This window comes from Pseudomonas sp. 13B_2.1_Bac1 (assembly GCF_025466155.1).
Classification (GTDB): Bacteria; Pseudomonadota; Gammaproteobacteria; order Pseudomonadales; family Pseudomonadaceae; genus Aquipseudomonas; species Aquipseudomonas aylmerensis.
In genome coordinates this window covers 178350-201941 of the sequence record NZ_JANLOH010000057.1, presented here as the reverse complement: position 1 = coordinate 201941, position 23592 = coordinate 178350, and the positions used below count along the sequence as shown (strand labels likewise).

Below are 23592 nucleotides of genomic sequence, written 5' to 3'. Positions count from 1 at the left end.
GGGGCGGCGGGGGGGGGGGGGGGGGGGGGGGGGCCCCCCCCCCCCCCCCCCCCCCCCCCACGGCATCAGTCCCGGGTGCCGGTCATGCTTTGCAGCACACCGTCACGCCGAATCAGCCCATGGAACAACGCTGCCGCCAGGTGCAACAGCACCGTCAGGAACAGCAGATAAGCCAGAAACCCGTGGGCCTTGCGCAACAGCGCAAACAGCGGCGCGTTCGCGCCGACCAGTGCCGGCAATTGCACGGCGCTGCCGAGCATCACCGGATCGCCCGCCGCCGAAATCATCGCCCAACCCAGCAGCGGCAACACCAGCATCAACGCATACAACACCACGTGAGAGGCTTTGGCCGCCAGCACCTGCCACAGCGGCAAGTCGGCGGGCAATGGCGGTTGACGCGTGGAAAAGCGCACCACCAGCCGCACGATCACCAGTGCCAGGATCGCGATACCCAGCGGCTTGTGCAGGTGAATCAGCCACTCATGCCGCTCTGAAACCGAAGCCACCATACCCGCGCCGATAAACAGCATGGCGATCACCATCAGCGCCATCAGCCAGTGCAGCAGGCGCGCCAGGGGCGCGAAAAACCGTGGTTGGGCATTCATGGCTTCGACTCCTGAGGGGCACTGTGCAGCGGGCTGACTTCACCGGCGCGGCGCAGGTACGAGCTGGCGTACGCCGCCGACCGTGCGGCCAGTAATGGGTCGTTGGAGGCTTCGATACCGCTGGGCAACACCAACGGATCAAAGTTGATGTCACGGCAATCGCCGTCCGCCTGCGGCTGGCTGCTCTGCAACACCAGGGTGCCGGCATTCAGCACGGTATGTTCGCCGGTCCAGGTTTTGCTGGCATCGTCCAGCGGGTCGCCGGGGTTGGCCAGCGTCATGTTCAACTGCCAGCGCAACGGCCCGGCAGCCAGGCGTTGCACCAGGTCTTTCTCGAGGAAATCGTTACCTGCCGGCGCGCTATCCCCCGGCGCATCCTGGCTCTGTGGGACCACGCCCCAACGCACCGCCTGGCGCTTGCCCTGCGCGTTTACCAGGTAAAACGCATTGATGCCGTTGTAGGTTTCGGTGGCATAGCTGGCCGAAGGCTTGGCCGTCTTGACCCACGCCAGGAACGCCGCCGTCTCCGGATGCGCGGCGAAAAACGCCGGCATGCTCGCCGGGTTCGGCTTGCCGGTGGCCGGGTCGGGCGCGCCCGCCTTGAGCATCTGGTAGAACGCCTCGGGCGTGCCCACCGGGAACACCGGCATGCTGTTCATCCCGGTGCGCCATTGCTGGCCGTTGGCCTGGCTGAACTGCACGGCGAAACTGCGGATCGGCACGCTGCTGTCCGGCGCATACGGGTTGCCGCTGGGCAAGGCGAAGCGGCCGACCACCGGGGTCTTGTCCGCGTTGAACACCTGGGCGCTGGAATAGGCACGGGTTTCGGCGCTGCTTTCGAAGTAGCCCGCCACGCAGATGCCCTTGGCGTGGTTACGCCGGAATCCGGGGTGCACGCCGTTGTTGGTTTCGAGAGCATTGACCAGGGTTTTCGGCCGCAGGCGTTGTGGGTCGAGGGTGCCATTGACGTAGGCAAATGCCCCGGCCATAACCGCCACCACGCCACCAATACACGCCAGCCTGAGAACCAGGCTGGCGCGGCTGAGTGGCGGTTTCGGCGGTGATGAGTGATCTACCATGAAAAGCTCCAGGGCACATGGCCGCAGGGGAAAAGTGCTATGAGACGAATCCCATGTAGGTTTATTCCCTGTTCACTGTAGTTTTTTTCAAAGCAGATGCACTGCCGGGGTATCGCGCGGGGATCAAGAATCCCAGATCGCACCATAGGCGGGGATGCCCCGGGCTTCCAGCGCCTGCACCACGCGACGGGTCAAGTGCTGGTTGGCGATGCAGATCACCGCCTCCACGTCATAGGTGTGCACCGCGGCGCAGGCCAGTTGCACAAGGTCCGGTTGACCGCGCGCATCGGTGTCCCAGATCAACGCGTCGGGCTCGGCCCGCAGGATTTCGTCGACCAGTGCATCGCCGTAGGTCTGTCGCGGGCTGCGTGCCGACCAGAGCAACCGCACAGGCACGTTGCCCGCCAGCAAATGCGGGAGCACCGGGCCGATGCCGCTGCCGGTGGCGACGTATAGCACCGATTTGAACAGCGTCTCGACATTCGCCACGCCGGCCGTGGTGATTCCCTTGACCCACACATGCGACGGCAAGTGCTCGATGAACCGGCCCGTCCAATCCCCTGCCCGCGAAATGATCAGCCGAAATCCGAGCTCGCCCGGCGCAGGAATATTGGCGAACGAATGCCACTCCAACAGCGGGTTCAGGCTGATGCTGGTGGAGGAGCCGGTAAACGGCGTGGTGTGGGTGAAGCGCACGATAGCCACATGCCGGGATGGCCGCAAACTGTCGACCGGTACTCTACGCAGGTGCAGCCATGGCAGGGCAATGCTCAGGCTCAGTAGCCCCAGCATCCAGAACGTGCCACTGGCCTGCTGTTCGGTGGAGGCCTGCCACGCCAGTCCCCAGAACAGCAGCAATACACTCCAGCCGGCAAAGCGGTGCACACGTTCGAAGCCATTGTGGAAGCGCCCTCGCACCCACGGCAGCGCCATGGCAACCATCAATAGCAGCAAGGTCATCAGCACAGCGCTCAGCCACAACCAGACGGCCGACACGCTGCCCGGCTCGCGCAGCTGCTGCAAGACCTGCACCCCGAACAAGGCAGCGAACCAGCCCGTCGCCGCCACCGCGGCGCCACTGTGCAGCCCACCCACGTGGTAAACCTTCGCCACACGCCGACGCAACCACAGCGGCCAGCGGGTCGGCACCCGGGTCACGCACCAGAACAGCGCATTGATCACGTACTGCTGACGGATCAGCGTAGCCAGCGAGAGGTTGATCAAGACCATGCTCGACAGCGTGTCCACGCCCATGGCCTGCACGCCAGGCCCTAGCCATACAACAAGGGCATTAGCGAGCATCACCAGGGCAAACAGGCGGTGGTAATAGGAAAACAATGGCTGCGCGGCGAGCCGTCGCCATAATCCCGCCTTGGGCGTTACAACGACTTGGGTCAGGGCATCAAGCATCACCAGTCTCCTTCACGGCCTGGCGTTGACGCGCCCATTGCAGCAGCAGCGCCTTATCCACCTTGCCGCGGCTCGTCAGCGGCAACTGGTCCAGCGCGTAGATCCGCGACGGCACGCAGTAATAGGCCAGGCGCTGCTCGCAGTGCCGGCGACAGGCATCGATATCGACGCTGGCCGGTGACACGAACGCCACCAGGTGGCGGTCATCGAATTTCAGCGTGACCGCCCGCGCGCAACCTGCGCTGGCTTCCAGCGTGGCGGACACTGCGTCCAGCTCCACGCGAAACCCACGCACCTTGACCTGGTCATCCACCCGCCCGAGGTGTTCGAGCTGCCCGTCGCGGGTCCAGCGGCCAAGGTCGCGGGTGCGGAACATCAGCGCGCCGGCACCGATAAAAGGGTCCGGCCGATAGCGCTGCGCGGTCAGCTCGGGATTGCCCAGGTAGCCTGCTGTCACACCGACACCGCCGCCCCACATTTCACCGATCTCGCCCAGTGCACAGGCCTGCCCCTGAGCGTCAAGGACATACACCGTGTTATTGGGCGTGGGCTGGCCAATGGTCAGCAACGTACCGGGCACATGCCGGTGCAGCGTATTAACGATGGTGGTTTCGGTGGGTCCACAGCCGTTGTAGAAGTCGCAGTGGCCCGCCCAGTGGTCGGCCAGGCTTTGCGGACAAGGCTCACCCGCCACCGCAACCACCTTCAGGAGAGGGCACTGCCGAGGCTCGAGGGTGGCCAATATCGACGGCGTTGCGATCAGCACGTCACACTGCGCCGCCGTTGGCGCGATGTGCTTGCCGCGAATCATCAGCGTCGCGCCATGGGCCAGGCAGCCGAGGATTTCCCAGGCAGCCATGTCAAAGCCGATATTGAGGATCTGCCCCACCGTGCGCCCCGGCGCCATGCCCATCCGCCCGGGCTCGGTGAGCAGGATGTTGCACAGATTGCGATGGCTGACACGGACGCCGTTGGGGCGCCCGGTGGTGCCCGAGGTAAACAGCACAAAACACAGGTCGTCAGGGTCGACGGCAGCGCACACCGGCTGATTGTCCTGGGCGATCCAGGGGACTTCGGCCAGGAACTCATCGAGGCACAGGCACTGCGACGCGTGCGTCTCGGGCAGACGCTCCAGCAGTGGCGACAGAGTCAGGATCAGCGGGCTGGACAACGCTTCAAGGACCATCGCCAATTGCATCGGCGGCACGATCCTGGCGTCTTGCGGCACATACGCCGCGCCGACCTTCATCACCGCCAGCAACCCTACCAGCATCGGGATCGAGCGCTCGACGAACAGCGCCACCGTGTCACCGCGTTTCACCCCTTGCTCGATCAAACGCATGGCCAACCGATTGGCCTGCCGGTCAAGTTGCGCGTAGCTGATGCGCTGCCCCTGGCACACGGCGGCCGTGGCGTCGGGCGCCAGCGCCGCCTGCCTTTCGATAGCGTGGTGCACACAGCCATGTCCCGGTTGGGACGACGGGCCGCGCGCCCAGCGTTCAAACAGGTCCTGCTGTACGACAGGCCAGTGCGCAAGCGTCTGTCGGCAAAATTGCGATTTATCCTGTGGTGAAAACGTCATGGACACACCCTCTGCGGTTAACTGCCGACTGAGTGCCGACAGATACAAGGGTGGAGAGAGGGCAGTGCCCGCGATTACAGGATTACAAACGATACAGAAACGTCTAACCCACATTGCACAAGATTCTTTCGCACACGGATGGAATAACCTACAGCGGCCGACGTCTACCTCAGCACAACCGGCTAGACTCCCTCTCCCATGCATGCACTCGACGAACAGTTACGTGAACTCATCCCCAGGTTGCGGCGTTTTGCCGTGTCCCTGACCCGTAACGCCAGCAGCGCCGACGACCTGGTGCAGTCGACCCTGGAACGGGCGATCACCCGCTGGGCCGACAAGCGCCTCGAAGGCGACGTGCGCGCGTGGCTGTTTTCGATCCTCTATCGGCAGTTTCTCGATGCGCATCGGCGCACCCGGCGTTACGCCCGCATGCTGGAGTTCTTTACCGGTCGAGATGATGCACAGCCATCGGTAGAGCGCACGGTCATTGCCCAGTCGACCCTGCAAGCCTTCGATCAACTCAACACCGAACAGCGCGCCCTGCTGTTATGGGTGTCGGTGGAGGGCTTGAGCTACAAGGAGGTCGCCGAGATTCTCGACGTGCCGGTCGGCACGGTGATGTCGCGCCTGTCCCGCGCGCGCCAGGCCCTGCGCCAACTCAGTGATGGTGAAATAGCCAGCCCTTCCCTGCGGAGACTCAAATGATCAGCCTGCCCCCCAGCGAACGCGATTTGCACGCCTACGTCGATCACCAACTCCTGGAGAGCGATCGCCGTATCCTTGAAACCTGGCTGACGGCACACCCCGACGTCGCGGCCCAGGTCCACGCCTGGCAACAGGATGCGCAATTGCTGCGCGCGTCCCTCGGCGGGGCCCTGCAACAACCGGCCAACCCTGACCTGGACCCCGCGCTGATCCGCCAGCGCATCCAGCAGCGCTCGCGCCGCCACTGGGCCACGGCGGCGGTGCTGCTGGTGGCCGTCAGCCTCGGCGGGGTCGGCGGCTGGCAGGCGCGCGAAGCCACCCAGCCGCCGTTGCTGCCGATGGCCGATGCGATGCAGGCGTTCCGTCTGTTTGCCCAGGACGGCATCATGCCCGCCGACTATAACGTCCAGGACGGCGGCAACATGCAGGCCTGGCTGGACCGCTACTTCAACCAGGCCCACCGCCTGCCCGACCTGAGCGCCGCAGGCTTCACCCCCGTCAGCGGGCGCCTGCTTACTACCGAGCAAGGCGCGGCGGCCATGGTGCTGTACCAGGACGCGCAAGGCCGGCGTATCAGTTTCTATATCCGCCCACCGGGTCCGGAAAACGGTTTCTTGCCGCGTGGCAGCCGCAGCGCGGATGGGCTGCAGGCGCAGTACTGGTCCGGCGCCGGCTACAACTACGCAGTGGTCAGCCCGGCGGATCAGCCCGCCCCGCCGATGCTGAAGTTCTAGAAGCCGACGTCGAGGATCACGTTATCCGTATAGGTGCCGGCCGGGGGGGTGGTCTGGTCGGTGTAGATCCTGGCGTTGTAGTTGAACACCTGGGCACCGTTGCTGCCCATGCCATTGCCGGGGTTGACCTCGGCGCTGGTACTCGCGCGGCGCGCGGCGCCGACACTGCCCCACACGGTGGTGCCGGCACTCTGGAAGATGTCGTAGGACAGGTAATTGGCCCCCGAAACCATCCGCCGCCGTCCGGCATTGGCGTTCTGGCCCGGGTCGAGCCCCACCGTGTAGGCGCTGCCCTTGGTGCAGGAAATGTTGATGGTCTGGTTGACCGTGCCGAAGGCACTCACCACCGGCGCGCCGCCGAAGCTGATATTCGGCGCGGTGATCGTGCAGTCGTTGGTGACGGTCATGTTCACCGTCAAGGTGGTCGCCCCCGAATTGGTATCGCGCCCGAGGCAGATACCCAGCGCGCCAATGCCAGAGCAGTAGTTCCAATCCCAGAAGATGCTCAGGGTTTCGGTATAGATCCCCGCCGCAACGTTACTGCCGGTAATCGTCCCCAGGTACAGCGGCACCGTCTTGGGCGTAGAGCCCCCCAACAGGCCGAGCAGGTCAATGATGCCGTTGCGCGCGAAATCATACTGGACACCGCGGGTGATCAGATACGCAGCACCGGTGTTGTTGGTCGCGTACAGGTTGTAGCCGATCACATCGCCGGTGGGGCCGACCATACCGGCCGTTGAGGACGTGATGGTGGCGTAGAAGTGGTCATTGGTGGTGAGCAACGACAACAACGAACCGGTACAGCGCAACCCGCCGTTGGTGGTCGAAGTGGATTGCGTGGTGGTGCGCACCAGGATCGAACTCACCGGGCCGAACCCGGCCGCATTGGTCGCCACCACCGAACACAACGCCTGAACCTGGGACGCCAATCCGCTCAACACCAACCCCGCTACCACACCCCGCACTTTCACCCGACACCTCCTGTGTCTATCGACAAACCAATGGCCCGATCATCGGCACCTGCTCGCTGGATTCCGGCAGGGCAAACTGCACCTGGCAACTGGTGCCGCCGCCCAGGGTCACGCGCAGGGTGTTCTGCGCCGCCAACCGGTCGAGGTACACCAGGCCATCCCAACCCACCACCGCCGCTGCGCCGCTCTGCTCATGCAGCACAGTCGCGCCCAGCGGCAACGGCGTATTGTGTTCATCCACCAGTTCAATGCTGGCGGCGTTGATCCGGGTCAGCGGAAACTCCAGCAGATAACCGCTGCCGCGGCGCACCGCCACCCGTTGCTCCACCGATGGGCTCAACACGTTGGCCGGCAAGTTCAGCGGATCGATTTCATATTTGCCGCGGTAATAACCGCTGCTCCATGGCACCAGCAGGCGGCCGCTCTGGTCGGTTTCGCCGACCAGTTGGTTTTCATAACGCACCGGGACCTTGGCGTAGCCGTCGGTACTCACCACTACAAAGGCATCGTTGATCCGGTTGGCCGCAAACACATGCTTGTCCATCCACACCAGCGAGCCGCTGGCGTCGGCCCAGCGGGTTTCGGCGTCGCTGCTGCCGTAGACGCCGGCCTGCAATTGCACCGACTGCAGGCGCCAGGTCAGGTCGGCCTGGCGGTAATCCGGGCCCTGGCCATGTGCGTAGCCGAGGTTGTACCCCACGCCGCCGGGGCCCGGCACCGCACGACTGAAATTGACCCGCTGGCGATTCTCGCCGGAGGTGCTGCGCTCCATACTCATGCTCAGGCTGCCATCGAGGTCGAACGGGATCACGACTTGGGCCTGCACCGCCCAGTTGCTGTCGCCGATCTCGCGATTGGCCGACAGGTAAAAGCTGCTGTTGCCCCACAGCGGGCGATTCCAGCTCAGGTTAAGCAAGCGCGTGCGCGAATCATCGGCGGCGCGGATATCAAAATAACCGGCGCCCAGGCTGCCCCAGCTGTCGAGGTTGAGGCTGGCAGTGACCTGCTCGCTGCGCTTGCTCAAACTGATGTAGGGCGAGTCGATCACGGTGAGGTCGGCATACTGCGCATGCCGTTCCAGCCGTTGGTACGAGAGGCTGTAGCGCTGGCTGCTGTATTGATAGCCGAGGCTGACTTGCTGGCCCTCGCGCCCGTCGAAACGGCTCTGGCTGACCGCACTATTGAGCACGCCAAACGAGCCGAGCCGCACGTTGCCGCCAACGCCGCCGAGGGTCAGGTCATTGGAAGCTTCGGCGTGGCTTTCCAGGGTGAACACATCGCTGACGCCATACCGCAGGCTGCCGGAGGTGACACCCTGGCCATAGCGAAAATCCTGCTGCGCGTAGTCGCGGCGCAAGGTACCGGCAGCCACCGAGAAGTCCGACAGGCCCTTTTGCAGCAGGCTGCTGGTGACATAGAACGGCACCGTGGTGGACACCTGCCGGCCAAGGGCGTCGGTGGTCACCACCACCGCCTCGCCCGCACCGTTGATGAACGGGATGTTGGTCAGGGTGTAGGGCCCCGGCTGCACGTTGTCGCTGGACGACTTGAAGCCATTGATAAACAGGTCCACCGAAGACGGCACCGCCGCCTCGCCGGCGAACTGCGGCAAGGGGTAGGTGACCAAGTCCGGGCGCACGCCGAAATCGCGCGACAGCTGCACACCGCCCAGGCGCACCGAATTGCTCCACGGCAAGGCGCCGCTGACCAGGTCGCCGGCCTCGTAGGTCAACAGGCTTTCATCGTCCGAATAGCGCCAGGTGGTGTCATAACGCAGGTAGCCGTTGTCCAGCCCATTGCCGGTGTTCGCGCCGAAACTGCGGCGGTATTGCCCGGTGTTGGACACGGTGCCCCAGGTGTCGAACACCCGCACTTCGTTCCAGGCGGCGAGGTAGGTGCCGGCATCATCGGTGTCGTTCAGGTACAGGTCATAGTTGAGCATCGCGCCGAAGCTGGTCATCGCCTCGGTACGCGGGTACGCCTTGCGGTTGCCGAGGAACTGCGCCGGCAGCCAGTCCGGCGGCACGCTCAAGAGCAGGCGCTGGCCCTGGCTGTCGTATTCGCTGTGCAGCCCCGGCAACTGGTCCAGGGCCACTTCGGCGGATACCGAGGCGGGCAATTTCATGCCGATCGCCTGCAGGTCAGCGGCGGGCATGTACAGCTGCCCCGCCCGCTGCTCGACCACGATGACCTTGCCGGTGTCCATCTGGTTGACCAGCAATTGCAGGTACAGCTGGGCATCGGGCATGGCCTCCAGGCTGGTTGGCGGTGGCGGCAGCTCACCGGCATCGCCCCGCGGGATAAACACCAGACAGCAACACCCCATGGCGATCCATCGCACTGTTTGGATACAACGAGCCGACACTCAGCTCACTCCCTGTCTTTTACGGGCCGGGCTTGACGCTCTGTACCGTCGGCGCACCGTTGACTTTAAGCAGTAGCTCCTGGCCGCTGGCCAAGGGTTCCGGCACTGGCCAGCGCATGGTTGCGCCCGGCAACACGTAGCCCATCAGGCCCTCGGTCACCGGCCGGTTCTGGCCACCTTGCTTCACAGCCACATCCGTCAGCCGTGCATGCACCGCGCCCTGGTTGCGGGTCTCGATATAGGAGCGTCCGCCCTCGGCCACTTTGCGCCAGGTCAGGTCCGGCACGCCGGCGCCCTTGGGGTCGCGCTGGCGCGTCAGGTCTTCCTTGCTCCACAAGCCCGCGCCGTAGGCAAACAGCGGCACCGAGTAACGCATCTGGAACTGGATCGACGCGGCCGTCTTGCCATCCTCGGCGCCCGGCTGCCGGGGCGCGGGGATCTCATCGATGATGATGCGATACGCCAACTCCTGGCCCGGTGGCACGTCCTTGGTACGGGTCAAGCGCACCAGCTGTTTCTGTCCCGGTTCGATACGGGCCACCGGCGGGCTACCGATCACATCACGCTGGTTCTGGTACTGATCATCGAAACCGTTCTGGCGCCAGGCAAACACGCGGACCTGCAGGTTGGCGGTTTCAGTACCACGGTTTTCCAACCACAGTGCACTGGCCTGTTGGTCAGCCTCCAGCACCGGGTCGATGGGCCAGATCAGCACCGAGCTGGCAGCCTGCACCTGGCTTGCGCCCAGCAGGGCCATGGCCAGCAGCCCTTGACGCAGGGACGGGGGTAAACACATAGGCAAGCTCTGCTCCTTAGATTGAAAAACGCTTCAATTCACATATCCCTAGAAGGTCAGCTGGACCTGCACCACATCGCTGTAGGTCCCCGCCGGCTGATTCCCCGGCAGCACCACCCGGCCGTAGATCGGCAGCGTGATGTTGTTCGCATTGCTGTAGGCCACATTTACGCTCTGGCTGATCCCCAGTACCTGGCTGAACCCCGCATCGCGGTAGAGCTGATAGGCCACCTGCGCCGTGCCGCTGTTGAGCTTGAGGTGCCGGCCGCTGCTGTTGTTCTGCCCACCGTCCACGCTCATGGCCAGGGTCACACCGGGCGTGCATTGCAACTGCACACTGCTGGCCAGCGCAGTCGACACCGTGCTGGTGGACAACGCCGAATAGCTGCCGTACGTGAGGTTGCCGTAATTGCTGCCACCGCCCACCACCAGGCAGCCGGCAATGATGCTGGCGCTGACCTGGAAACTCGTACCGGTGACCGCCGCCAGTGGCAGCGGCACGCTGCACGCACAGGCCAGCAGCACAGCGGCGCATCCATGCCCGGCCATCGCACTCAGAAGCTCAATTGCACGGCAATAGTGTCGGTGTAGGTGCCCGCCGGCAGCCCGGCTTTACCCACCGCCTTGCCCCACAGGTTGATGGTCTGCGCTGCGCCCGTGCTGGCCGCCAGGTTGATCACGCCATTGGCTGCCAGGAGATTGTTGAAGCCCGAATCGGTGTACAGATCGTAGGGCACGAAGTTGGCCACGCCGTCATACAGTGCGCGGGTGCCGCCGGTGGACTGGCCGTCGTGCAGGCCGCCCTGGATGGTCACCGTGGGCGTGGTGCCGGACGAGCATTGGATCGACACCGCGCCGCCGCCGGCCGCCACCAGCTGTGTGCCGGTCTGCGTGAACAGGCTGGTGGTGGTGCCGAAGTTCAGGCTACCGAAGTTCAGGTTGGTGGTACCCGCACCGCCGTTGACCAGGCAACTGCTGGTCAGGATCAGGCTGGAGCTGATCTGCCCGGTCACGGTGGTGGCGGCCTGCGCACCGGCGGCCAGGGCCAGGCCCAGAACAGGTACAGCGAGACGCAAAGCGAGTGATTGCATGGTGCTTTTCCTCTGTTGAGTTACCAATCCAGCGTGACCGTCAGGGTGTCGCGGTAGGTGCCGGCGGGAAGTGCGCTGGTATTCGCCACCACCGCGCCATAGACCGGGATCGGTCCCAGGCTGCCGGCGCTGACGGCGAAATTGCGTTGCTGGCCAATGCGATAGATGTCCGTCCCGGCGGCATCGGCCGTGAGTCGATAGGGAATAGTCTGGCGGCCATTGCTCAGGCGCCGGGTGGTGCCGTCACCGTTGACGCCACCGTCGATGGTCACGGTAAAGCCGCGCACCGAGGCATTGCAGGTGACTTGCAGCGCCCCGCCATTGCCCTCGACATTGGCGTTGAGCGGGCGGGTCCAGGTTGGGCCCTGATTGCCGAAATCGAGTTGGCCCAGGTTGGCAGGCAGGTCCTGGGCACCGGCGCTCACCTGGCAGGCCGGCAGGATCACCAGCCGCGCCTGGATGCTGCCGGTGACGACCGCTTCGGCATCCCCCGCAACCAACAACAGCGGGCTGAGCAACAGCGCGGTACAGGTGAAGTGCTTCATATCGATCCCACTTCCATCAGGATAAAACCAGTTGGCCGCCCAACCGTGGGCGACATTCCTTTACCTGCCGAGTCCACCCGGCAGTCACTGCACAAAAATGCTTACCAGGTCACCGTGACCTTCACCACGTCGCTGTAGCGACTCACTGCTGGGATTTGGGCCAGGGGTTCGATGCGCGCATACAGCGGCAACTCCACCGAACCACTGTCGGGCACCGTGCCGCTCACTGTTTCATTGACCGGCAATGCCACGCGTCGGGCGGCATCGCGGTAGAGACGATAGGGAATCGGCGAGGCATGCCGCTCGCCGGCCAGGTAGCGCACCTCGCCGATGCCGCCATGCAGGCCGCCGTCGATACGCACTTGATAAGAGGTGTCGGGGTTGCATTCCAGGCGTGGCTGGCGCGTGCTGGTCAGCGCGGCGCTCAAGGGGCCGGCGGGGTTGTCGAGACGGGCGGTGCTGCCGAAATCGAGCACACCGAGTTGCTCGATCCCCGCGTCACGCGTCAGACCGACCAACTGGCAGCCACGCATCACATTGACGCGCACCTCCACCTGCAATTGTGCGGCCAACGCTTGCGCGCTGCACAGCGTGCCTACGATGGCCAAAACCATAGATCCATTCACGGCCTCAATCCTTTTGAGGAATGGCGTACCAGGATCAGGTTAGCAGTGGAGGGCAAAGCTGCCAGTCGCGTCAGAAATACGACTGTCAAAAATGTTGTACGTTTGTTACCAGTTCAGCGTCACCAGGGTGCGCGGGCTGCCATCTTCCTGGGGGGCCTGCTCAGTGCTGACGGTAAATTCGGTGGGGCTGTCGGAGGCAGTGCTGCAGCGCACGAGCGGGCGGCTCGCAGCGCTGCCCGGGCTGACTTCACAGCCGGCGGTGATCACCAGCTGCGCGCTGATCTGCCCGCTGCTGACCACCGCCTGCGCAGGGTTGACCCACAGGCAGCAGGCGCCCACGACCAGCAAGAGGCGATGGATGACGAACATGAGTGACCTTGAGCAAACCGCGAGGTAGGAAACGCCGCCAAGGATATCCGAGATGGCTATGTGCCTGCATCGATTTTGCCGTTCAGCCGACGCGCGGCGACCGGTCTCTTTTTGAGATCGCTGGCCGCCACATTTTGTATTGGTTAAATTAGCGCGAGCGCTGCACCCTAACGCCATTCACCCCACGGAACCCTCGCCCTTGGCTGTCCTCCCCCCTGCCCTGCGCCGACTGTTCGGCAAGCCTGCCGCCGCTGCCGCCACGTCCGATGACGTGTCCACGTACTTCCAGCGCAAGGCCCAGCGCCAGGGCTACACCCTGAGCCCGAGCCAGCAGCAGGTCATCGAGCGCATGGCGCAGATTGCCAATGCCCTGCAACAGCAGCACACGCCGCGCAGCCTGTACTTGCACGGCGCCGTGGGGCGCGGCAAAAGCTGGTTGCTCGACGGGTTCTTCCAGGCGCTGCCCCTGGCGCAGAAGCAGCGTGTGCACTTCCACGACTTTTTCGCCCGCCTGCATCAAGGCATGTTCCGCCATCGCCAGCAGCCCGACGCCCTTGCGGTCACCCTGGATGAATTGCTCGAAGGCTGCCGCGTGCTGTGTTTCGACGAGTTCCATGTCCACGATATCGGCGACGCGATGCTCATCACCCGCCTGTTCAAGGCCTTGTTCGAGCGCGGCGTGGTGGTGCTGGTGACCTCCAATTACCCGCCCGAAGGGCTGTTGCCCAACCCGCTGTATCACCAGCGCTTCAAGCCGGTGATCGAGCTGATCGGCGCGCGCATGGACGTCATGGAGGTCAACGCGCCCCAGGATTACCGGGGCCTGCCACACAATCACGGCCAGCAGCGCTTCACCCAGGGGCCGTTCATCTGGCCCGGCAGCCCGGCGCAGCGTGCGGCGTTCGGGGTGCCGGCGGCGGATTGCCCGGCGCTCACGCTGGCGGTCGGCACCCGGCAATTACGGGTGCGCTGGCACCAGGAGCGCACCGTCGCCTTCACCTTCAACGACCTGTGCGAGCAGCCCACGGCGGTGATGGACTACCTGCTGCTGTGCAAAGACTTCGACGACTGGATCATCGACGGCCTGCCCCTACTGGGCGATTGCCCGATTGCCGTGCAGCAGCGCTTCATCAACCTGGTGGACGTGCTCTACGACCAGGACAAGCACCTGACCCTGATCGGTGAACGGCCGCTGGCCGAGTGCCTGGCAGGCCAGGCCATCGACCTTGCGCGCACCGCCAGCCGCCTGAACCAATTGCAGCAGGCCAACCCGCAAGCCCTGCCCGACCCGGTATCATGAGCGCCTTCCACGTCCCTTTGCCGAGTGACCGCGCCGTTCATGCATACCCTCGCCCAACTCAAGGCTGGCCAATTGGCCGGTATTACACGCCTGGACCTGTCCTGCGGGCTGACTGAATTCCCGCCGGAAATCTTCACGCTGGCCGACACCCTGGAAATCCTCAACCTCAGCGGCAACGCCCTGAGCAGCTTGCCCGACGACCTGCACCGCCTGCCGCACCTGCGCGTGCTGTTCTGCTCGGACAACGCCTTTACCGACCTGCCGGAATGCCTTGGCCAGTGCGCGAAGCTGAGCATGATCGGCTTCAAGGCCAACCGCATCAGCCGTGTGCCCGCCGCCGCGCTGCCACCGTTGTTGCGCTGGTTGATCCTCACCGACAACTGCATCGACCAATTGCCCGATGAGCTGGGCGCGCGGCCGCTGCTGCAAAAACTGATGCTGGCCGGTAACCGGCTGAGCGCCCTGCCGCCAAGCCTGGCCAACTGCCACAACCTCGAGCTGCTGCGCATCGCGTCCAACCGCGTCACGCGCCTGCCCGAATGGCTGCTGACGCTGCCGAGCCTGACCTGGCTGGCCTACGCCGGTAACCCGGTGGAAATGGCCGTGGAGATAGCCGCGGATGACACCACGCCGACCATTCCCTGGACCGAACTGGAACTGGCCGAAGTGCTCGGCGAAGGTGCCTCCGGGGTGATTCGCAAGGCGCTGTGGAAACCGCAGGCGCTGCCCGTCGCCGTCAAGCTGTACAAGGGCACGATCACCAGCGATGGCTCGCCGCTGCACGAAATGCAGGCCTGCATCGCCGCCGGGCTGCACCCCAACCTGATCAAGGTGCAGGGCCGCGTGAGTGGCCATCCAGAGGACCAGGCCGCGCTGGTGATGGACCTGATCGACCCGAGCTACGGCAACCTCGCCGCCCTGCCGAGCCTGACCTCGTGCACCCGCGACATCTACGCACCCGACACCCGTTTCAGCCTCGAGGTAGCGCTGCGCATGGCGCGCGGCATTGCCTCGGTAGCCGCGCACTTGCACCGGCACGGCATCACCCATGGCGACCTGTACGGCCACAATATCCTGTGGAATGCGGCGGGCGATTGCCTGCTCGGGGACTTTGGCGCGGCGTCATTCCATGCCACGGCGGACACCCTGGAGACTCGCGCGTTGCAGCGCATTGAAGTGCGCGCGTTTGGTGTGTTGCTGGGGGAATTACTCGAGCGGGTTGACGAAGGGTTGAGCGAGGCGACACGCCTGGTGCTGGAAGGCTTGCGGGAGCAGTGCTGCCAACCCGACGTACTCGCCCGGCCAGGTTTCGAGGCAATACAAGCCACGCTGCAAACCTTGTAGGAGCCCGGCTTGCCGGCGATGGCCATCTCAAACAGGCCATTGCCGGCAAGCCGGACTCCTACAGGGAGGGGTTCAACACGCTGTATCAGCCCGCCAGGCCGACGAACATATCCTGCACGTCGTCATGGTTATCCAGGCCTTCGAGGAAGGCTTCGACTTCGGCCATCTGCTCATCGCTCAAACCCGTCACCGGGTTCTTGGAGATATAGCCCAGCTTGGCCGACAACACGGTGAAGCCGTGCTCCGGCAGCGCTTTCTGCACCGCGTCGAGGTCGGTGGTCTCGGTGATGAACAGGGTGGTGCCCTCTTCCTCGCCGTCTTCGAAATCCTGTGCGCCGGCTTCAATCGCGGCCATTTCCGGGTCAGCGTCAGGGCTGTCCGGCGAAGCTTCGATCAGGCCGACGTGGTTGAAGTCCCAGGCCACGGAGCCGGAAGCCCCCAGTTGACCCTTGCGGAAGGCCACGCGGATTTCCGCCACGGTACGGTTGATGTTGTCGGTCACGCATTCGACGATCAACGGCACCTGGTGCGGGGCAAACCCTTCGTAGGTCACGCGGTGGTACTGCACGGTTTCGCCGAGCAGACCGGCGCCCTTCTTGATGGCGCGGTCCAGGGTTTCCTTGGGCATCGAGGCTTTTTTGGCCTGCTCCACCACCAGACGCAGGTGGGCGTTGGTCGCGGTGTCGGCGCCGTTGCGGGCGGCGATGGTGATTTCTTTCACCAGCTTGCCGAAGATTTTGCCCTTGGCATTGGCTGCCGCTTCTTTATGTTTGACTTTCCACTGTGCGCCCATGACTCACTCTCTTTTCGTCCATCGCGCCGAAACGTCTACTGGCCGGCGCTTTGGGGGCAGAGTTTATAGGGCAAAAACACTCTAATCCACCAAAAAACCGGCCAGCCTGTCAGGTGCGCAAGGGTTTGATCGCGACGTTGCGGTCCGGCACAAAATCGCCGACCTCGGCCAGCACCGCCGGCCTGGCGTTCCAATAGGGCATCAACACCAGCGAAGAAAACAGCGCCGCGCCGGCAAACACGATGAACACCGTGACCGTGTCGAAGTAGCCCGGCAGCAAGCCGCCGAGCACCGCGCCCACCGAGCCGCAACCGTTGACAAAGCCTGCCGCCGTGGCGCCGGCCTTGGCAGTGCCGAAGTCGATGGCGGCGGTGCTGCTGATCATCGAGTCCGGCCCGTACAGGGTCAGGCCCATGACAAACAGCAAGGCCATCACCAGCATCACACTGCCGCTGTGCAGCGCGCCCATGAACAACGCGAGGGCCACGGTCAGCGCCAGCAGGCTGAGCACACAGGCGGGCATGCGCCGCGCGCCGAAGAGTTTGTCGGACGCCAGCCCGATCAGAATCGGTCCAAGCAACCCCGCCAGTTCAAATGCGGTCGGCACAATCGCCGCACCGACCTTGCCCACCGAGGGCATCTGCTCGTAGACGATCACCGGCCCCCACAACAGGATCGCGTAACGCGCCGGTTTCAGCAGGAAATACGCCAGGCCCAAGGTCAGCACCGTGCGGTTGCGCAGAATCGCGCGCAGTGGCTCCAACACGCTGATGCGTTTTGCGGCCGCCCTTTCCTCGGCGGTCATCACCGGCTCGGGTTCGACTGCCGGCAAGCCGACATCTTCGGGCGTGTTGCGCTGGAAGATGAAGAACAACAGCGCCACCACCCCCACCACCGCCGCACTCGAGATAAACGCCGCGTGCCACGTGCCGATCAACGTGTAGGCCCACCACCCGGCAAAGGGCGAGGCCACCAGGCCGCCGAACGCGTAGCACGAACTCCACAGCCCGAGCACCCGCCCACGCTGCTGCGCCGGGAAGAAACTGCCAAGGTTCTTGCACAGCCCCGACCAGCCGGTAGACTGCGCCAGCCCCTGGATCAGCATGCAGGTGACAAAGATCGGCAAGGTCGCAAAGGTGCCCATCACCAGCGCGGCGGCAGCGGAAATCAGCAAGCCACCGAGCACTACCACCCGTGGTCCGAAGCGGTCGGCCAACATGCCCCAGGTGAACTGCCCGAGCGCATAGGCCGCCAGGTAAATGCCATCCAGGTTGGCCATCATCATTTTATCGAGGGGGAAACTCGGGTCATCGACGATCCCCAGCTTGGCCACGGAAAACGCTTTGCGAGTGAAATAGAACGCCGCGTACGCCAGCCAGGTGATGGCGAAAATCTGCACGCGCCAACGCTTGATGCTACCCATTGGGATATTCATGGTGGTTCTGACCTCAGGTGAGTGTGCCGGCAGAATCGAGAAGCAAATGCCTGTTCTTTTTATGGTTGAGCACTGCAATGCCGGGCCGTGGACACGGCGGCATTGGTCAGATGAGACCTGTGTCCCAGGTCCCATGGCCGCCGTGGTTGTAGGACTCAACCTACGGCGGTTGAGGCGTATCAAAGCAATGGCTGACTAATAGGTAAAATCGATTTATCGTATTTCAAATATAAGCCCAGCTTGTAAGAGGATCAGCGATGTCGGTGTCCCACGCCCAGCTCAAGGCCTTCCATGCGGTGGCCGTACACGGCAGCTTCACCCAAGCCGCCGAGCGCCTGTTTCTGACGCAGCCGGCGATATCCGACCAGGTGCGCAAACTCGAAGAACGCTTCGGCGTGCTGTTGTTTCACCGCAACAAGCGCTCGGTGCGCCTGACCGATCTGGGCGAGCGCCTGCTGGCCATCACCCAGCGCCTGTTTGTGATCGAGGCCGAAGCCGAGGAGTTGCTGCAGGACTCACGCGCGCTGCTCACCGGCACCCTCACCCTCGCCGTGGATGCCCCGGTGCACGTGCTGCCGCAGATCGCGCGGTTTTGCCAGCTGTACCCGGGCATCAGCGTCAAGATCGAAACCGGCAACACCGACGAATCGCTGTTTCGCCTGTACAACTACCAGGCCGACCTGGCCTTGCTCGGCCGCGATGTCGACGATGAGCGCCTGCTGTCACTGCCGTTGCCCGACGACCAGTTGCTCGCCTTCGTCGCGCGCAATCACCCCTGGGCCGGACGTGAGTCGATCTACCTGGCCGATCTGGATGACACGCCGCTGGTGCTGCGCGAAATCGGCTCGGTCACCCGGCAGACGCTGGAGCAGGAAATGAGCCAGGCCGGCCTGCGTATTCGTCCGGCGATCCAGGTCGAAGGCCGTGAGGCCGCGCGTGAGGCGGTGGTGGTGGGGATTGGCGTGGGGGTGGTCTCGGCGGCGGAGTTCGGCGCCGACTCGCGGGTGTACGCCATGCCTATCCGCGACTGCAGCCAGCGCATGAAGGAAACCCTGGTGTGCCTCAAGGAGCAAAGTTCGCGGCGGGTGGTAGCGACGTTCCTGCAGATCGTGCGCGACAGCCTTCAGCCGGGCGCCAACTCGAAAAACGCCTGAATCAAGCGCAACGCGCGGCGCCGCTCCATGCAGCCGAGCATGTGCCGGTTGCGCAGCCCCTCGCCCTGGATTGCCACGGCCTGCACCCGCGGATCCGGGCTGACTTCCATCGATGAGACCACGCCGACGCCCAGTTCGGCAGCGACGGCTTCGGTCACCGCTTCACGGCTGTCGAGTTCCAGCAGCACCTTGGGCTGCACGCCCGACGCCGCGCACGCAGCGTCGAAGGTGCGGCGGGTGATGGAACTGGGCTCGCGCAACACCATGATCACCTCGTCGAGTTGCTCCAGGCGAATCCCCCTGGACTGCTGCGCCCACGGGTGGCTGGCCGGCACCAGGGCGCAGATCCGCGACTCGCTCAAGGGTTGCAGGTGCAGGCCGCTGCGCGGCTCGACCTCGGTGAGTACCGCCACATCCGCATGCTCGGACAACAATGCCGCCAGGGTTTCCTGGGCGTTGCCCAGGCGCAGGTTGACGGTGATCCCGGGGTAGCGCGCACGCAGGCTGGCGATCATCGGCATGACCAGGTGCGGGCCGTCCGCCGCCACCTCCAGGCGCCCGGTGAGCAACTGCCGGTTGGCCTCCAGCATCGTCTGCGCTTCGTCGACCAGGCCGAAGATCGCACGGGTGATCGCCGCCAGGCGCGCGCCCTCCTCGGTCAGCTCCACGCGGCGCGCGGTGCGGCGCAGCAGCGGGATCTGGTAATGCTCTTCCAGGGCCTTGATATGCCCGGTCACCGCCGGTTGGCTGATGAACAGCCGCGCCGCCGCACGGGTAAAACTGCCCTCGCGGGCCACGGCATCGAATGCGCGCAGTTGGAACAGGTTCATAGCTATCGGCCTCACTGATAGCTCGCATAACAACAAACAATTTGATTGATGACAAGCCAAACTGCAATTTAGGCCCCGTAGATTCAACCCCGATGCCTTGCGAGGACTTGAGATGACCACTGCCGCGCCGATCCTGCTGACCCCTGGCCCCTTGACCACATCGAACCGCACGCGTCAGGCGATGATGGTGGATTGGGGGTCCTGGGATGACCGTTTCAATGCCCTCACTGCCAGCGTCTGCGAGCAACTGCTGGCGATCCTTCACGGCACCGACAGCCACCATTGCGTGCCCCTGCAAGGCAGCGGCACCTTCGCCGTCGAAGCCGCCATCGGCACCCTGGTGCCGCGTGACGGCAAAGTCCTGGTGCTGATCAACGGCGCCTACGGCAGGCGCCTGGCAAAAATCTGCGAAGTACTCGGCCGCGACTTCAGCACCTTTGAAACCGCCGAAGACCAGCCCACCACCGCCGCCGACGTCGACCGCCTGCTGCGCGCCGACACGGCCATCACCCATGTCGCGTTGATCCACTGCGAAACCAGCACCGGCATTCTCAACCCGCTGCCGGAGATCGCCCAAGTGGTCAAGGACCACGGCAAGCGCCTGATCATCGACGCCATGAGTTCCTTCGGCGCGCTGCCGATCGATGCCCGTGAAGTGCCGTTCGATGCGCTGATCGCCGCCTCGGGAAAATGCCTGGAAGGCGTGCCGGGCATGGGCTTCGTCTTCGCCGAAAAACAGGCCCTCGCCGCCGCCCAAGGCAACTGCCACTCCCTGGCGATGGACCTGTTCGACCAGCACAGCTACATGGTCAAGACCGGCCAATGGCGCTTTACCCCGCCGACGCACGTGGTCGCGGCGCTGCACGAAGCGCTGCTGCAATACGCCGAAGAAGGCGGCCTGCCCGCGCGCCATCAACGCTACGCCGACAACTGCCAGGCGCTGCTCGACGGCATGGCAGCACTCGGCCTGCGCAGCTTCCTGCCGGCCGAGATCCAGGCGCCGATCATCGTCACCTTCCACGCCCCGCAAGATGCGCGCTACCAGTTCAAGGACTTCTACGAGCGGGTCAAGGCCAAGGGTTTCATTCTGTACCCAGGCAAATTGACCCAGGTCGAAACCTTCCGCGTGGGCTGCATCGGCCACGTCGATGCGACAGGCATGCAGGCAGCGGTCAGGGCGATCGCGCAGACACTGCAAGACATGCATGTGCTCGAACCTGCAGGAACCGGCTTGTCGGCGATCACCGGCGACGCAGTTCTTCTGTAACCCCTCATTTTCGTTCAGCGCTGGCAAGCCAGCTTCTACAGGATTTGTGTATGAACTATCAGAACCCCAACACCCTGCAGGCCGTGATCCTCGATTGGGCCGGCACCGTGGTCGATTTCGGCTCCTTCGCGCCCACGCAGATTTTCGTCGAGGCCTTTGCCGAGTTCGATGTGCAAGTCTCCATCGAAGAAGCCCGTGGCCCGATGGGCATGGGCAAGTGGGACCACATCCGCACCCTCTGCGACCAGCCGCAAGTCGCCGAACGCTACCGCAAGGCCTTCGGCCGCACGCCCACCGATGACGACGTGACCGCCATCTACCAGCGCTTCATGCCGCTGCAGATCGAGAAGATCGCCGAACACTCGGCGCTGATCCCCGGTGCCCTCGACACGATCGCACGGCTGCGTGTGCAAGGTATCAAGATCGGTTCCTGCTCCGGTTACCCCAAGCAAGTGATGGACAAGGTCGTCGCCCTCGCCGCCACCAACGGCTACATCGCCGACCACGTGGTGGCCACCGACGAAGTGCCCAACGGTCGACCATGGCCAGCCCAGGCCCTGGCCAACGTAATCGCCCTGGGCATTGATGATGTCGCCGCCTGCGTGAAGGTCGACGACACCGTGCCGGGCATCCTCGAAGGCCGTCGCGCCGGCATGTGGACGGTGGCCCTGACCTGCTCCGGCAACGCGCTGGGGCTGACCTACGAGCAGTTCCGCGCACTCGACGCCGCCACGCTGGCCAGCGAACGCAAGCGCATCGAGGCGATGTTCAAAGGCTCGCGCCCGCACTACCTGATCGACACGATCAACGAGCTGCCGGCAGTGATCACCGACATCAACCAGCGCCTGGCCCGCGGTGAAATGCCGCAAAGCCACTGATCGAGGTCAAGACAACGGCAATCGCGCCAGGCAAAGCGCTCAAAACCGGCATACAGTTAAGTCACTGCGTCACCCAAGAACGCAATGTTGTCCAGTGATGAAACTGTACGGGTGGCGAGGGAGTTTGCACCCGCCCCACCGGTTTGCCCTGATGAGTGAGGAACACAGCGATGCCGTGGAAAAATTCCGATACGCGTTACAGCACCATGTCGATCGCGTTGCACTGGTTGATGGTGGTGCTGCTGGCGGTGGTCTACGCCTGCATTGAGCTGCGCGGCCAGTTTCCCAAGGGCAGCGGCGCGCGGACGCTGATCGTCGAGATGCACTTCATGTTCGGCCTCACCGTGTTTGTGCTGGTGTGGCTACGCCTGTTTGCGCGCAGCCTGGGGGTGGCGCCGAAGATCGTGCCGGCGCCGCCGCAATGGCAAACCCTGCTCGCCACCCTGATGCATATGGCGCTGTATGCCTTGATGATCGGTATGCCGATTGCCGGTTGGTTGATCGTCAGTGCCGAAGGCCATTCGGTGATGTTCTACGGCATCGAGTTGCCGCCGCTGATTGCCGAAAACAAAGCGCTGGCCAAGGAGATTGAAAGCTGGCACGTGCTGTTCGGCAAGATCGGCTACTGGCTGATCGGGCTGCATGCGCTGGCGGGGATCGCTCATCATTACATCCTGCGTGACAACACGGCGTTGCGCATGATGCCCGGCAAGCGAGGGAGCATTCAGTAACGCCATCGACTGCTGGATCACACTCGCGGATGCCCTGAGCTCAACGATGGGAAACCCCGGCGGCCTTGCAAGCCGCCGGTGTGGACAAAGATCAGGCGCGTACCGCAGACGAAGCGGCGGGCTTCAATCTGCTGCTTCAACGCCAGCAACGCCTTGCCGGTGTAGAGCGGGTCCAGCGGCAGGCCACAGGCTTGCTCGGTGGCGTCGATAAAGGCCAGCAACTCCGGATCAACCTTGGCAAAGCCGCCCCGGCTGGCCTCCACCAATTGATAATCGTCCTGCACCAGCGCCTGTACCTGCTGCGCCACCCCGTGGTCATCGGGCACCGCCAGCGCGCCATACACCGGATGCGCGCCCGCCTCCGCCAGCACCAGTCCCGCCAGCGTGGTACCAGTGCCCGCTGCCAGCCACCAGCCGTCATAATCCGCCCAACCGATGTCGCTCAATTGCGCGCGCACCTGCTCCACCAGTACCGCACAGCCCAACGCTCCCGCCAGGCCACCGCCACCTTCGGGCACCGGGTGCAGGTGTGGATACTGCTCGCGCCACGGTCCCCAGAAATCCGGCGCATGCCGCGCGCGATAGCCGCCATAGCCCAGCCAGTGCAACTGCATGCCGAAGGCGTTGAGGTCGAGGACGGTGGGGGTGTCTTGCGCATGGCCACGCAGCAGGCCGACGGTGGCAAAGCCAAAGCGCTTGCCCGCCGCCGCCAGCGCATGCAGATGGTTGGAATGCGCGCCCCCCAGGCTGATGATCCCACTGGCGCCAGCAGCCCGACCTTGCGCGAGGTGCTCGGTGAGCTTGAACCACTTGTTGCCGCTGATCAGCGGGTCGATGCGGTCCAGGCGCAGCACGGCCAGCTCGACGCCGTCCAGCCAATCGAGCTGCACAGGTTCAAGCGGAGCGTAGGGAAGCCAATCGAAGGGGCCCATCGGGGAGGGTCTGCATGCAAAAAGGGGCGGTAGTCTACCACCGCCCCTTT

General features: G+C 64.3%; 24 protein-coding genes. 8 read left to right on the top strand and 16 right to left on the bottom strand.

Annotated features, from left to right (window positions below; all coding sequences use genetic code 11):
- Nucleotides 1–65: 65 nt before the first annotated feature.
- The 4 genes from NTD80_RS15460 to NTD80_RS15445 form a co-directional block, all read right to left on the bottom strand.
- Nucleotides 66–605, bottom strand: coding sequence for a cytochrome b (locus tag NTD80_RS15460; protein WP_262134209.1), 540 nt, complete (start codon nucleotides 603–605; stop codon nucleotides 66–68).
- Nucleotides 602–1684 (bottom strand): catalase family peroxidase, encoded by a 1083-nt coding sequence (locus NTD80_RS15455; protein WP_262134208.1) that lies wholly within the window; start codon nucleotides 1682–1684, stop codon nucleotides 602–604. The genes NTD80_RS15460 and NTD80_RS15455 overlap by 4 nt, the downstream gene beginning before the upstream one ends.
- A gap of 123 nt (nucleotides 1685–1807) precedes the next feature.
- Nucleotides 1808–3094 (bottom strand): hypothetical protein, encoded by a 1287-nt coding sequence (locus tag NTD80_RS15450; protein WP_262134207.1) that lies wholly within the window; start codon nucleotides 3092–3094, stop codon nucleotides 1808–1810.
- A complete protein-coding gene (locus tag NTD80_RS15445) occupies nucleotides 3087–4676 on the bottom strand; it encodes an amino acid adenylation domain-containing protein (protein WP_262134206.1) in 1590 nt (529 codons plus the stop codon). Before NTD80_RS15445 ends, NTD80_RS15450 begins: the two co-directional genes overlap by 8 nt.
- 198 nt (nucleotides 4677–4874) lie before the next feature.
- Between NTD80_RS15445 and NTD80_RS15440 the strand changes: the two genes are divergently transcribed.
- Both NTD80_RS15440 and NTD80_RS15435 read left to right on the top strand, forming a co-directional pair.
- A complete protein-coding gene (locus tag NTD80_RS15440; RefSeq protein WP_106803370.1) occupies nucleotides 4875–5381 on the top strand; it encodes an RNA polymerase sigma factor in 507 nt (168 codons plus the stop codon).
- Nucleotides 5378–6115: an anti-sigma factor family protein gene (locus tag NTD80_RS15435; RefSeq protein WP_262134205.1), complete on the top strand. Its 738-nt coding sequence runs from the start codon at nucleotides 5378–5380 to the stop codon at nucleotides 6113–6115. Before NTD80_RS15440 ends, NTD80_RS15435 begins: the two co-directional genes overlap by 4 nt.
- Here the strand turns inward: NTD80_RS15435 and NTD80_RS15430 are convergent.
- The 8 genes from NTD80_RS15430 to NTD80_RS15395 form a co-directional block, all read right to left on the bottom strand.
- Nucleotides 6112–7086, bottom strand: a complete 975-nt coding sequence (locus tag NTD80_RS15430; protein WP_262134204.1) for a spore coat protein U domain-containing protein — start codon at nucleotides 7084–7086, stop codon at nucleotides 6112–6114. The genes NTD80_RS15435 and NTD80_RS15430 overlap by 4 nt on opposite strands.
- Before the next feature lie 16 nt (nucleotides 7087–7102).
- The gene (locus NTD80_RS15425) at nucleotides 7103–9412 is read right to left on the bottom strand and encodes a fimbria/pilus outer membrane usher protein (protein ID WP_262134203.1); all 2310 of its coding nucleotides are present in this window, start codon (nucleotides 9410–9412) and stop codon (nucleotides 7103–7105) included.
- A gap of 58 nt (nucleotides 9413–9470) precedes the next feature.
- Nucleotides 9471–10247, bottom strand: a complete 777-nt coding sequence (locus NTD80_RS15420; protein ID WP_262134202.1) for a molecular chaperone — start codon at nucleotides 10245–10247, stop codon at nucleotides 9471–9473.
- Between the two features lie 48 nt (nucleotides 10248–10295).
- A complete protein-coding gene (locus tag NTD80_RS15415; RefSeq protein WP_120449022.1) occupies nucleotides 10296–10796 on the bottom strand; it encodes a spore coat U domain-containing protein in 501 nt (166 codons plus the stop codon).
- A gap of 5 nt (nucleotides 10797–10801) precedes the next feature.
- The gene (locus NTD80_RS15410; protein ID WP_065901120.1) at nucleotides 10802–11338 is read right to left on the bottom strand and encodes a spore coat protein U domain-containing protein; all 537 of its coding nucleotides are present in this window, start codon (nucleotides 11336–11338) and stop codon (nucleotides 10802–10804) included.
- A 20-nt stretch (nucleotides 11339–11358) separates the two neighbouring features.
- Nucleotides 11359–11883: a spore coat U domain-containing protein gene (locus NTD80_RS15405; protein ID WP_065901122.1), complete on the bottom strand. Its 525-nt coding sequence runs from the start codon at nucleotides 11881–11883 to the stop codon at nucleotides 11359–11361.
- Between the two features lie 101 nt (nucleotides 11884–11984).
- The gene (locus NTD80_RS15400) at nucleotides 11985–12509 is read right to left on the bottom strand and encodes a spore coat U domain-containing protein (protein WP_410017415.1); all 525 of its coding nucleotides are present in this window, start codon (nucleotides 12507–12509) and stop codon (nucleotides 11985–11987) included.
- Between the two features lie 105 nt (nucleotides 12510–12614).
- Entirely contained in the window at nucleotides 12615–12878 is a 264-nt protein-coding gene (locus tag NTD80_RS15395; RefSeq protein ID WP_201145249.1) for a hypothetical protein, read from the bottom strand.
- A 199-nt stretch (nucleotides 12879–13077) separates the two neighbouring features.
- Here NTD80_RS15395 and zapE point away from each other — a divergent pair, with 199 nt between their 5' ends.
- Together zapE and NTD80_RS15385 are read left to right on the top strand one after the other, a co-directional pair.
- Nucleotides 13078–14178: a cell division protein ZapE gene (zapE, locus tag NTD80_RS15390; RefSeq protein WP_262134201.1), complete on the top strand. Its 1101-nt coding sequence runs from the start codon at nucleotides 13078–13080 to the stop codon at nucleotides 14176–14178.
- A gap of 39 nt (nucleotides 14179–14217) precedes the next feature.
- Nucleotides 14218–15522: a protein kinase gene (locus NTD80_RS15385; RefSeq protein ID WP_262134200.1), complete on the top strand. Its 1305-nt coding sequence runs from the start codon at nucleotides 14218–14220 to the stop codon at nucleotides 15520–15522.
- A gap of 85 nt (nucleotides 15523–15607) precedes the next feature.
- On the opposite strand, the gene NTD80_RS15380 is transcribed toward NTD80_RS15385, so the two are convergent.
- Together NTD80_RS15380 and NTD80_RS15375 are read right to left on the bottom strand one after the other, a co-directional pair.
- Complete coding sequence (locus tag NTD80_RS15380) at nucleotides 15608–16315, bottom strand: YebC/PmpR family DNA-binding transcriptional regulator (RefSeq protein WP_262134199.1); 708 nt, start codon at nucleotides 16313–16315, stop codon at nucleotides 15608–15610.
- 109 nt (nucleotides 16316–16424) lie between these two features.
- Entirely contained in the window at nucleotides 16425–17750 is a 1326-nt protein-coding gene (locus NTD80_RS15375) for an MFS transporter (protein ID WP_262134198.1), read from the bottom strand.
- Nucleotides 17751–18007: 257 nt separating this feature from the next.
- Here NTD80_RS15375 and NTD80_RS15370 point away from each other — a divergent pair, with 257 nt between their 5' ends.
- Entirely contained in the window at nucleotides 18008–18904 is an 897-nt protein-coding gene (locus tag NTD80_RS15370) for a LysR substrate-binding domain-containing protein (protein WP_262134197.1), read from the top strand.
- On the opposite strand, the gene NTD80_RS15365 is transcribed toward NTD80_RS15370, so the two are convergent.
- A complete protein-coding gene (locus NTD80_RS15365) occupies nucleotides 18874–19734 on the bottom strand; it encodes a LysR substrate-binding domain-containing protein (RefSeq protein ID WP_065901135.1) in 861 nt (286 codons plus the stop codon). The genes NTD80_RS15370 and NTD80_RS15365 overlap by 31 nt on opposite strands.
- Before the next feature lie 112 nt (nucleotides 19735–19846).
- Here NTD80_RS15365 and NTD80_RS15360 point away from each other — a divergent pair, with 112 nt between their 5' ends.
- From NTD80_RS15360 to NTD80_RS15350, 3 genes are all read left to right on the top strand, one after another.
- Nucleotides 19847–21001 (top strand): 2-aminoethylphosphonate--pyruvate transaminase, encoded by a 1155-nt coding sequence (locus NTD80_RS15360; RefSeq protein ID WP_262134196.1) that lies wholly within the window; start codon nucleotides 19847–19849, stop codon nucleotides 20999–21001.
- Between the two features lie 50 nt (nucleotides 21002–21051).
- Entirely contained in the window at nucleotides 21052–21879 is an 828-nt protein-coding gene (gene phnX / locus NTD80_RS15355; protein WP_065901139.1) for a phosphonoacetaldehyde hydrolase, read from the top strand.
- A gap of 170 nt (nucleotides 21880–22049) precedes the next feature.
- Nucleotides 22050–22610, top strand: coding sequence for a cytochrome b (locus NTD80_RS15350; protein ID WP_262134195.1), 561 nt, complete (start codon nucleotides 22050–22052; stop codon nucleotides 22608–22610).
- A gap of 17 nt (nucleotides 22611–22627) precedes the next feature.
- Here the strand turns inward: NTD80_RS15350 and NTD80_RS15345 are convergent, their stop codons facing one another.
- The gene (locus NTD80_RS15345) at nucleotides 22628–23542 is read right to left on the bottom strand and encodes a 1-aminocyclopropane-1-carboxylate deaminase/D-cysteine desulfhydrase (protein WP_262134194.1); all 915 of its coding nucleotides are present in this window, start codon (nucleotides 23540–23542) and stop codon (nucleotides 22628–22630) included.
- Nucleotides 23543–23592 lie beyond the last annotated feature (50 nt).

Coding starts and splice junctions, on each gene's coding strand:
- NTD80_RS15350 (WP_262134195.1), top strand. CDS start 22,050: ATGCCGTGGAAAAATTCCGATACGCGTTACAGCACCATGTCGATCGCG.
- NTD80_RS15385 (WP_262134200.1), top strand. CDS start 14,218: ATGCATACCCTCGCCCAACTCAAGGCTGGCCAATTGGCCGGTATTACA.
- NTD80_RS15460 (WP_262134209.1), bottom strand. CDS start 605: ATGAATGCCCAACCACGGTTTTTCGCGCCCCTGGCGCGCCTGCTGCAC.
- NTD80_RS15420 (WP_262134202.1), bottom strand. CDS start 10,247: ATGTGTTTACCCCCGTCCCTGCGTCAAGGGCTGCTGGCCATGGCCCTG.
- NTD80_RS15435 (WP_262134205.1), top strand. CDS start 5,378: ATGATCAGCCTGCCCCCCAGCGAACGCGATTTGCACGCCTACGTCGAT.
- NTD80_RS15370 (WP_262134197.1), top strand. CDS start 18,008: ATGTCGGTGTCCCACGCCCAGCTCAAGGCCTTCCATGCGGTGGCCGTA.
- NTD80_RS15425 (WP_262134203.1), bottom strand. CDS start 9,412: ATGGGGTGTTGCTGTCTGGTGTTTATCCCGCGGGGCGATGCCGGTGAG.
- NTD80_RS15345 (WP_262134194.1), bottom strand. CDS start 23,542: ATGGGCCCCTTCGATTGGCTTCCCTACGCTCCGCTTGAACCTGTGCAG.
- NTD80_RS15405 (WP_065901122.1), bottom strand. CDS start 11,883: ATGAAGCACTTCACCTGTACCGCGCTGTTGCTCAGCCCGCTGTTGTTG.
- NTD80_RS15360 (WP_262134196.1), top strand. CDS start 19,847: ATGACCACTGCCGCGCCGATCCTGCTGACCCCTGGCCCCTTGACCACA.
- NTD80_RS15395 (WP_201145249.1), bottom strand. CDS start 12,878: ATGTTCGTCATCCATCGCCTCTTGCTGGTCGTGGGCGCCTGCTGCCTG.
- NTD80_RS15380 (WP_262134199.1), bottom strand. CDS start 16,315: ATGGGCGCACAGTGGAAAGTCAAACATAAAGAAGCGGCAGCCAATGCC.
- NTD80_RS15455 (WP_262134208.1), bottom strand. CDS start 1,684: ATGGTAGATCACTCATCACCGCCGAAACCGCCACTCAGCCGCGCCAGC.
- NTD80_RS15375 (WP_262134198.1), bottom strand. CDS start 17,750: ATGAATATCCCAATGGGTAGCATCAAGCGTTGGCGCGTGCAGATTTTC.
- NTD80_RS15445 (WP_262134206.1), bottom strand. CDS start 4,676: ATGACGTTTTCACCACAGGATAAATCGCAATTTTGCCGACAGACGCTT.
- NTD80_RS15410 (WP_065901120.1), bottom strand. CDS start 11,338: ATGCAATCACTCGCTTTGCGTCTCGCTGTACCTGTTCTGGGCCTGGCC.
- NTD80_RS15365 (WP_065901135.1), bottom strand. CDS start 19,734: ATGAACCTGTTCCAACTGCGCGCATTCGATGCCGTGGCCCGCGAGGGC.
- phnX (WP_065901139.1), top strand. CDS start 21,052: ATGAACTATCAGAACCCCAACACCCTGCAGGCCGTGATCCTCGATTGG.
- NTD80_RS15450 (WP_262134207.1), bottom strand. CDS start 3,094: ATGCTTGATGCCCTGACCCAAGTCGTTGTAACGCCCAAGGCGGGATTA.
- NTD80_RS15415 (WP_120449022.1), bottom strand. CDS start 10,796: ATGGCCGGGCATGGATGCGCCGCTGTGCTGCTGGCCTGTGCGTGCAGC.
- NTD80_RS15440 (WP_106803370.1), top strand. CDS start 4,875: ATGCATGCACTCGACGAACAGTTACGTGAACTCATCCCCAGGTTGCGG.